The organism is Candidatus Obscuribacterales bacterium (genome assembly GCA_036703605.1).
Classification (GTDB): domain Bacteria; phylum Cyanobacteriota; class Cyanobacteriia; order RECH01; family RECH01; genus RECH01.
Window position 1 is genome coordinate 1 of sequence record DATNRH010000664.1, and the last position, 8060, is coordinate 8060.

Consider the following 8060-nt stretch of genomic DNA (forward strand, 5'->3'; position numbering starts at 1 on the left):
CCTGAGATTCGCGCCGCCCTTCTCGATGGCCGCGTGGATGTCCTGACCTTTGCCAGTTCCAAAACCGTGAAGTGCTTTGCCCAGCTCACTCAAGATCTGGGGAGCGATCGCTGGGAAAATGTATGTATCGCATCCATTGGCCCGCAAACATCTACCGCTTGTCAGCATTATCTAGGACGTGTGGATCTTGAAGCTCAGGACTACACCTTAGATGGATTAACTCAGGTGATTGTGGCGTGGAGTAAGTCGTTGTTAGGGCATGGAGGTTAGGAGACGTGGCTTCAGAGGGTTAGGGGAACGCAGGTCAGAGCCATAGGCGATCGCGCTCCATCTATGGTTTTTTCAGCTTGGATAGAGTCTCTCGTCGATCGAATGCTGATGGGACTAGTGTGGGACGAGACAGCCCTTCAATCCTAAAAACTGGGAAAGCAGTCTGCACCCAGAATTCGCCCGTTTCTGATGTCCTCTCTGTCCACAGTTTTTTAACTTCTACGCTTCAAGACCATCTCCCCTTTACCGCCACCTTGTTTTATGCTGCTTCGTGACTGCTTTGGATTGTGAACAACATCTATGTCTACCATCTTGCCTCGTAAATCATCCGGTCATCAGCGCATTATTGGACTCACCGGCGGTATTGGCATGGGCAAAACTACCGTGTCTGACTACCTACACGATCGCCACCATCTGCCAATTCTAGACGCTGATATCTATGCCCGAGAAGCCGTTGATGTGGGCTCTCCCTTGCTAGCTGATATTGCCGATCGCTACGGAACCTGTGTCTTATTTCCCAGTGGTCATCTGGATCGGCGGCGCTTAGGAGATATCGTGTTTAGCAGTGTGGCGGAGCGCACCTGGATTGAGCGACAAATCCATCCCTTTGTGCGCCAGCGCATTCAGCAGGATTTGCGCGACCTGCCGCCGGATCGATATCCGGTGGTAGTGGTAGTAGTACCGCTGCTGTTTGAGGCACGGATGACCGATCTGGTGAATGAAATCTGGGTGGTGCGCTGCCCGCCCCAACAGCAAATGGATCGGTTAATTCAACGGGAGCTGTCTCGGGTATCGGAGGGCGATCGCGTTGACCTAGAACAGATTCAGGCGCGTATTAGCAGCCAGCTTGCTGTGGAACGCAAGGTAGATCAAGCCCATGTAGTGTTAGAGAATGCATCGAGCTTAGAGGATCTGCAGGCCCAGGTTGACCGCGTTTTAGAGCAAGGCTAACCCGCAGGCGATCGGAACGATTAGGTATTCAACAAAGAAAAATTTCCAGATCGTTTGGTAGAACCTCACAATGTCAGCCGGCCGGTGCAAATTCACCCGTCGGCTGAGGATCCAAAAGAGGGCGATCGCCATCAGATGGGTACCGATCAACCAAGGTCGATTGACATTATCTAGCCCCCAGCCCACTAGGATCATGCCACCATAGCTGGCGGTGATCACCCAACGGGATAGATTAAAAACCGCGCGGCTACCGAGTCGTGCGGTCAAGGTCAAAATATTATACTGGCGATCGCCCGCCACGTCTGGAATGTCTTTGAAAATGGCGATCGCAAAGGTAAAAACCAAGATAAATCCAGTGAGCGCCCACACAATGCCTGGAATCGGCTCGATGGATCCAGGGGTTGACCAAAGCCAGAGCGATTGCTGCGTGAGTACAGCTTGGCTATGCAGGAATAAACCTAGGTTAACGATCACCCCACGCACGCCCAAAATACAGAGTGAGGCCCAGAAGGGAAATCGCTTTAGACGCAGGGGCGGGAGGGAATAAGCTGTGCCAATGAGCAGACTGAGACCCACCATGGCGAGTAAGAAAGGGCCTTGCAGGGCAGCGAGGGCGATCGCCACCCCGCCGCTGATGGCCACAATCCACTGTCCCTGTCGGCGTGAAAAGGAACCGGAGGCTAAGGGGAGCTGGGGTTTGTTGATGCGATCGATGGGAATATCTTCCAACTGGTTGAGTCCCACGATATAGACATTACCGCAGAGGCAGGTTATCCAAGCAGCTACGAGCGATAGAAACAACCATCCTAGGGGCGCAGGGAAGGCGATCGCCCCCGCGATCAACCCAATTCCCCACAGGCTGAGGGTGGTTCCCAAAATGGTGTGAGGTCTTGAAAATCGCCAGAGCGATCGCAAAAAGGAAGAATGGACAGCTTTAGGGCGGTGAGAAGCAGTAGATGACTTAGACATTCGGCTCATGTGTCTCAATCAGACCGTAGGCGGGGACGTAGAGCCAGCATACTACAAAGCTGTTTGGGCACTCCTTGACCATCCATCTCGTCAGGATACCTGCAGCAGCTAGAGGTTTCTGGGGGACAAGACGTTCTGGACAAGAGAGCGACCCTGTTTTTCTGCTGAAGAATACCACGAGCTCTCCCATCAGCCGCTAAAGTGAAAAGATAATGCCCAGAGTTGCTGCTACCTGCCTATGGCTTCCATTGCGCGTAAAAATTTGCTAGAAGACATTCCTCGCTTTTTGGTGGCCCAGGCCGGCATTGTTTTTGCTGTGAGCTTGGTCACCATTCAGTTGGGAATTTTGCGCGGCTTTACGCGCTCTACGTCGTTGCTCATTGATCAATCCACCGCTGATATTTGGATCAGTTCTGAAGAAATTTTGCACTTTGAACTGACCCAGCCCATTCCGGCCGAGCGACTGGCCCAAGCGCAGGAGATGGAAGGTGTAGCTAGGGCAGAGGCGATCGCTCTCTATAGCGGCCGCTGGCGTAGCCCCTCGGGAAAAATTGCCCCTTCGCGGATCATTGGCTATAACCCTGAAGGTCAGCTCTTTCGCCTTTGGAACATGCTGGAAGGTGATCAGCTTGATCTTAAACAACCCCAAACCGTAGCGGTAGATGAATCGAATCTATCCACCTTGGAAATAGAAGCGCTGGGTGACGAGGCGAGCATTAACTCGATCGCGGTGCGCCTAGCTGGTATCACCCGAGGCACCCAATCCATTGTCTCCAGCCTATTTCTATTTACCTCCTTAGAAAATGCCAAGGTCTATGCCGCCGGTGGTCTGACCTCTACGGTGCGCTGTACCCCCGACGAGACGGGTAGCGTATCTTGCACCACGGTGTTTGAGCGCGTCCAAGATAATCTTGGCGGAGAGGACGAGACGATCACCCCTGAGATCGAGCTAGAACCCCTCAATATCACCGATCCCATTTCCTATGTGCTGATCCAGGCAGAACCGGGGCAAGATATTGCCGACTTGCAGCAGCGCCTAGAAGCCGAGATGCCCGATATCCGGGCTCACACGCGGGAGGAATTGTCTACCCTGACGCGCAACCACTGGCAAAATAGCACCGGCGTTGGGTTCATCTTAGGACTGGGTGCAACCGTGGGTGTCGTGGTTGGGATTGTGGTTGTGGGGCAAATTCTCTATTCGTCAGTATCCGATCACCTACGGGAATTTGGCACCCTGAAGGCCATGGGCGCATCCGATTGGGTGATTTACAGCATCATTATTGAGCAGGCGATGTGGATGGCCGTGCTAGGCTATATTCCTAGTATGGCACTCTGTTTAGGGCTTGGTGCCTGGACATTTGCCACCCAGGGCATCATTATCTTAATCACGCCCATCATGGGTGTTGGTATTTTTGGGCTCACCGTTGCGATGTGTGTAGGTTCAGCCCTATTCGCCATTCAAAAGGTCACCCGTGTGGATCCGGCTATTGTCTTCAAAGCCTGAATGCTCAGGCTGTTGACGGATTGTAGCTTGCCTGTGCCACTCTCGAAGGTGACCCTTATACCGATAAAGTATGGCGGACGTTGATTAGGATAGAAGTGCCCCCTCCTCACGGCAAACTGGCGGATATAGGGCACGGCTTCCGTGTAATCTTCGATCATGACCACCTTTTCTAACCAGCCCATCATCCAACCATCTCATTACACCCGTTCTCTCTGCGAAGCGATCGCCTCTGAGGCAGATACGTCCATTGCCATTGCGGCTAAGCAGGTGAGTATGGTGTTTCAAAATGGCACCCAGCGATTTCAGGCCCTGAAAGATGTTGACCTAGAGGTGCGCAAAGGTGCAATTCAACTACTCATGGGGCCATCCGGATCCGGAAAAACTACGCTGCTGTCTATTCTGGGTGGCATTCTCACACCCACCTCGGGCACGGTGACGTTGTTGGGGCAAGACATTACTCGCATGGCGCGATCGCAGCTTGCTCAGTTTCGCCTGAAGCATATTGGGTTTATTTTTCAAAGTTTTAACCTGTTTCCAGCCCTGACAGCGGCCGAAAATGTGGCCCTTGTCCTGAAAGTGCGCGGCACTAGCGAACACCTATCGCTGGTTGCAGCTCGGGAACTGCTCGACCGGGTGGGTCTAGGTGACAAGGCCAATAATCTGCCACGGGATCTATCGGGTGGACAAAAGCAACGGGTGGCGATCGCTCGGGCCTTGGTGGGCAATCCCTGCATCATCATGGCGGATGAGCCCACGGCTGCCCTTGATTCTCAAAGCGGTCATGCGGTCATTGATGTCTTGCGCAAACTGGCCAAGGAAGAACAGGCGACGGTGCTGATGGTCACCCATGATCCCCGCATTGTTGATGTTGCCGATCAGGTTGCCTACTTGGAAGATGGACAGATCAAGGCACATCCCCATCCCTAGGTATACTGACTAATATTTATATAGGGTATCGGGATCGAGGTAGTTGTCATCAATCCCGACCTAATCTTTGCTAACGATTATTCGCTAACGATCGCTTCAGTAGGCTGCTGGTTGACGGCAGATTCGGCCGGATCGCGCCAGAACACCAGGCGATCGCTCAAGGGCTGCACCGTGGTGTTGAGATAGTAAAAGCCTAGGATGCGATCGCTGCTCCAGCCCAACCGCCCGAGGTTGTAGGCCCCGGTTTGACTCATGCCCACGCCATGGCCAAAGCCACCGCCCACAAAGGCATAGCCCCGTAGCTGACGATCCTCGGGGGGGGTATTGGCGGCTGCCGGTTCATACATGGGATCGAGGTAGAACAGGGTGCTGTTGGGGCCCCACAGAGCCCGCAAGATTTCATCTTTTTCTAGCTCAATGGAACCCAGATCGGTTTCTACCAAAAGACGCTGAACCCGCCCTGCAGGCGATCGCTCTGTCACTTGCAGGTTCTTAATTTGGGTGAAGCTAGCCAGGGGATTCTGCTTACTGCGCAGATACTCCCGCATGTCGTTGCTAATCTGGGCTAGAGACTGCTCTTCCCGCCAGCGGAACAGATCCCACGTTTCTTCGTTAAAGCCCCGCTCTAGGCTGATAAATCGGCGGAAATTGGCCTCGTTGTCTAACCGGTTATTGGGCAGATCCCAGCTCCCTTGTACAGAATCAATCACCGCTTGCAGATAGGGGCGATCGCTGCCATTCCACACATCCCCAAAGGGCGCGGTAATCCCCCCGGTGGTCGAGGAATAGAGGGCATCGACCAATTCATCCTGGTAGGTTAACACCAGCCCTTGAGTGGCCGTGATAGCGCGATCGGAAATGGGATCAGCCCCCGATAGCCCCCAATAGACCTGACACTGGGTATCGGCACAGAGCTGATAGTTGTCGATGTCAAAGCGGCGCAGGTTGCGCAGCACGTAGGTACGGGCCAAAATCGCCTGAGCTTCAATGGTGGTGGGTGGAGCTGAAAGCCCAATTTCATGGGGTACTACGCCGCGCAGGTAGGTTTCCAGGGGAACTTCGTTAACGAGGGTATAGGTACCGTAGGCATTGGGCTGGAGGCGCATGTCGCCACCATAGAGCCGGTTGGTGTTGTCGAGGTTGGAGTTGACCCGAATGCGGCTGTTGGCCGACTGGATCTCAAACTCATCTCGGTGGTAGCGGAAACCATCGGCGGTGAACGCCGCCACCGGCACCTGGGTTTTCACCTGGGAGTCTAAAAAGGCCACCGTGGCACCGTTGGCCTGCAGATTTTGGAACAGCAGTCGCCGCAGTAGAGGGCTGTGGTACACATCTCGCTTGGCCCACACCTGCCATTGACGCGGCTGGGCAATTTCTACCTCAATGCCCCGCGATCGCCACTGATTGGCACTGTCTTCCGCACTTTCAAAGCTACGGTGAGTGCTGAGGACAACCCGCTCATCGATCACGGGTTCATCCAAGGGCTGCATCACCACATCAACCTTCAGGCGCGTGGTGGTCAGCGTTTGCTCCTGATCCCCTGTTTTGAACTGCACCGTGAGGCGATCGCCCATCAGGGGTTCCAGAATCAGCTCATGCTCTGCCTCTGTCCCAAAGCGCTGCACAATGCCAATGTCGAGCACCGGGTTAGGCGGCGACTGGGCCACGCTGGGCTTTGCCGATAGCCCAACCCAGCAAACGATACAAGTTGATACAGAAACGTATAACCATCCCACCGTACGCTTCGGAGTAGATAACGTCAGATGTGGAGAACTAACCGATACAAGCTGACTCATGAAACGTCCTCGGGTGCAGCAAACCATAAACGCAAACCACGGTAGATTTCAACTCGCTCACAAGAGGGCGATCGTTGGGACTAGAACAGATCCGGGCATCTCAAGCAGGCGCAAGACTGGCTCTGGCCCATGACGGCACTCTCATCCCACAAGTGCCTCCACTAACATGCAAGACTCGGATGCGAGAGTCATCATCTTAGACATGTACAGGAATGTAGGACATTATGAATCACCCTCTTCATTTTGACCACAGGCGATCGCTCCTGGCCCCTGTTCAATCCTTCAGGGATAAGCGATCCCCTCGGTATCAGGGTCTATGGGATAATCTAGCTATAAGTTTTTTTAAACCAAATCAGTGGACTACAGGTTGACCACTTATGAAAATCGTTGCTAGTGTTAATAAAAGTTACGTTAAATTTCCGTTCTGGAATGTCAATGCTTAGCAGGCAGGTTTCTGAATGACAAACGCTGAACTAGTCAGTCGATCTGAGTTTCACCCTTGGGGTCGGCATTCAGATGCTTTATCTGGCGTTACATTGTTTTGCGACTTCGATGGCCCGATCATGGACGTGTCGGAACGGTACTATCACACCTACTGCTCGGGGCTCGCAGATACCCAGCGTCACTACCAGTCCCTGGGGCAACCGTTGCAGCTTGCGCCTCTCAGCCAAGAGCAATTCTGGCGCATGAAGCAAGATCGCACACCAGATACTGAAATTGCCATGCGGTCTGGGCTGGAGCCGTCGCAAGTGTCTTGGTTCCTCAAGCGTGTGAAGCAAATTGTGAATCAAGATACACTTCTAGCTCAAGACCGACTCCAGGCTGGGGTCATTTGGGCCCTGCATCTGCTGCATTCCCACGGAGCGCGGCTGGTGCTTGTGACCCTGCGTCAGCGAGATCAGGTGAAGCAGATTCTCAACCAGCATCACCTGAATCACTTGTTTGCAGCCGTATGGGGAGCCGGCGATCGCCACGCCGCTTACAACAACCATGCCCAGCACAAAGCTGAACTGCTTCGACAGGCGATCGCCCATAGCCTTCAAGTGGGTTACTCGGCGACCCGAGCCTACATGATTGGCGACACGGAAGCCGACATCATTGCCGGACAAACCCACGGCATTACGACCCTTGCGGTAACCTGTGGGATTCGTAGCCGCAGCTACCTAGAGCAGTTTGAGCCCACTCATATTCACAGCGATTTGTTAACCATTGCCCATCAACTGCTCAACTGCCCTGCCCTAGACTATCGGGCGTAGCGGGTTGGGTCTTCCCCACAGTCATCAACTAGGTAACACAAGGCGCGAAAGCGCAGGTAAACCAACTCGTCGTAGATAGGGTTGAGCTTACACAGGGGCGGGATGTGACCCACAACCCGACCGAGGATACAAATATCGCGCTCAAAGGGACATTGAGCAGGAATGAGGCGAAGAATGAGGCAGGCTAGCCAGGGACGCTGGATAGTCAATTGATTGAGCCACCAACGCAGGGGGCGCAGGGGATCAAGGCGGAGGTTGTGCCCAGATGGCTTAGACGATGTGGCATGCATAGGACGATTTAGGGATGTTGGCCAAGGGCAAGGCCCTAGTGCCAACAAAATCTGTAGAGGTCTACTTCTACTCAACACCTAAATCCTGACCATTTCC

General features: G+C 53.7%; 8 protein-coding genes. 5 read left to right on the plus strand and 3 right to left on the minus strand.

What is annotated here, in order from left to right; translation table 11 throughout:
• Positions 1-270 (plus strand): uroporphyrinogen-III synthase (locus V6D20_14000; protein HEY9816892.1); only part of this gene is annotated, 270 nt, incomplete at its 5' end.
• Positions 271-570: 300 nt separating this feature from the next.
• Entirely contained in the window at positions 571-1221 is a 651-nt protein-coding gene (gene coaE / locus V6D20_14005) for a dephospho-CoA kinase (protein HEY9816893.1), read from the plus strand.
• Here the strand turns inward: coaE and V6D20_14010 are convergent.
• Positions 1207-2190 carry a homogentisate phytyltransferase gene (locus V6D20_14010; protein ID HEY9816894.1) on the minus strand — a complete coding sequence of 328 codons (984 nt, stop codon included), beginning with the start codon at positions 2188-2190 and terminating at the stop codon, positions 1207-1209. The genes coaE and V6D20_14010 overlap by 15 nt on opposite strands.
• A gap of 238 nt (positions 2191-2428) precedes the next feature.
• On the opposite strand from V6D20_14010, the gene V6D20_14015 reads away from it, so the two are divergent.
• Both V6D20_14015 and V6D20_14020 read left to right on the plus strand, forming a co-directional pair.
• Positions 2429-3694 carry an FtsX-like permease family protein gene (locus tag V6D20_14015; protein HEY9816895.1) on the plus strand — a complete coding sequence of 422 codons (1266 nt, stop codon included), beginning with the start codon at positions 2429-2431 and terminating at the stop codon, positions 3692-3694.
• A gap of 156 nt (positions 3695-3850) precedes the next feature.
• Positions 3851-4621: an ABC transporter ATP-binding protein gene (locus tag V6D20_14020; GenBank protein HEY9816896.1), complete on the plus strand. Its 771-nt coding sequence runs from the start codon at positions 3851-3853 to the stop codon at positions 4619-4621.
• A 77-nt stretch (positions 4622-4698) separates the two neighbouring features.
• Here the strand turns inward: V6D20_14020 and V6D20_14025 are convergent, their stop codons facing one another.
• A complete protein-coding gene (locus V6D20_14025) occupies positions 4699-6417 on the minus strand; it encodes a SpoIID/LytB domain-containing protein (protein ID HEY9816897.1) in 1719 nt (572 codons plus the stop codon).
• Between the two features lie 458 nt (positions 6418-6875).
• On the opposite strand from V6D20_14025, the gene V6D20_14030 reads away from it, so the two are divergent.
• Positions 6876-7673 carry an HAD family hydrolase gene (locus V6D20_14030; protein ID HEY9816898.1) on the plus strand — a complete coding sequence of 266 codons (798 nt, stop codon included), beginning with the start codon at positions 6876-6878 and terminating at the stop codon, positions 7671-7673.
• Here V6D20_14030 and V6D20_14035 read toward each other — a convergent pair.
• Entirely contained in the window at positions 7661-7963 is a 303-nt protein-coding gene (locus tag V6D20_14035) for a Mo-dependent nitrogenase C-terminal domain-containing protein (protein ID HEY9816899.1), read from the minus strand. The two genes, V6D20_14030 and V6D20_14035, sit on opposite strands and share 13 nt — an antisense overlap.
• Positions 7964-8060 lie beyond the last annotated feature (97 nt).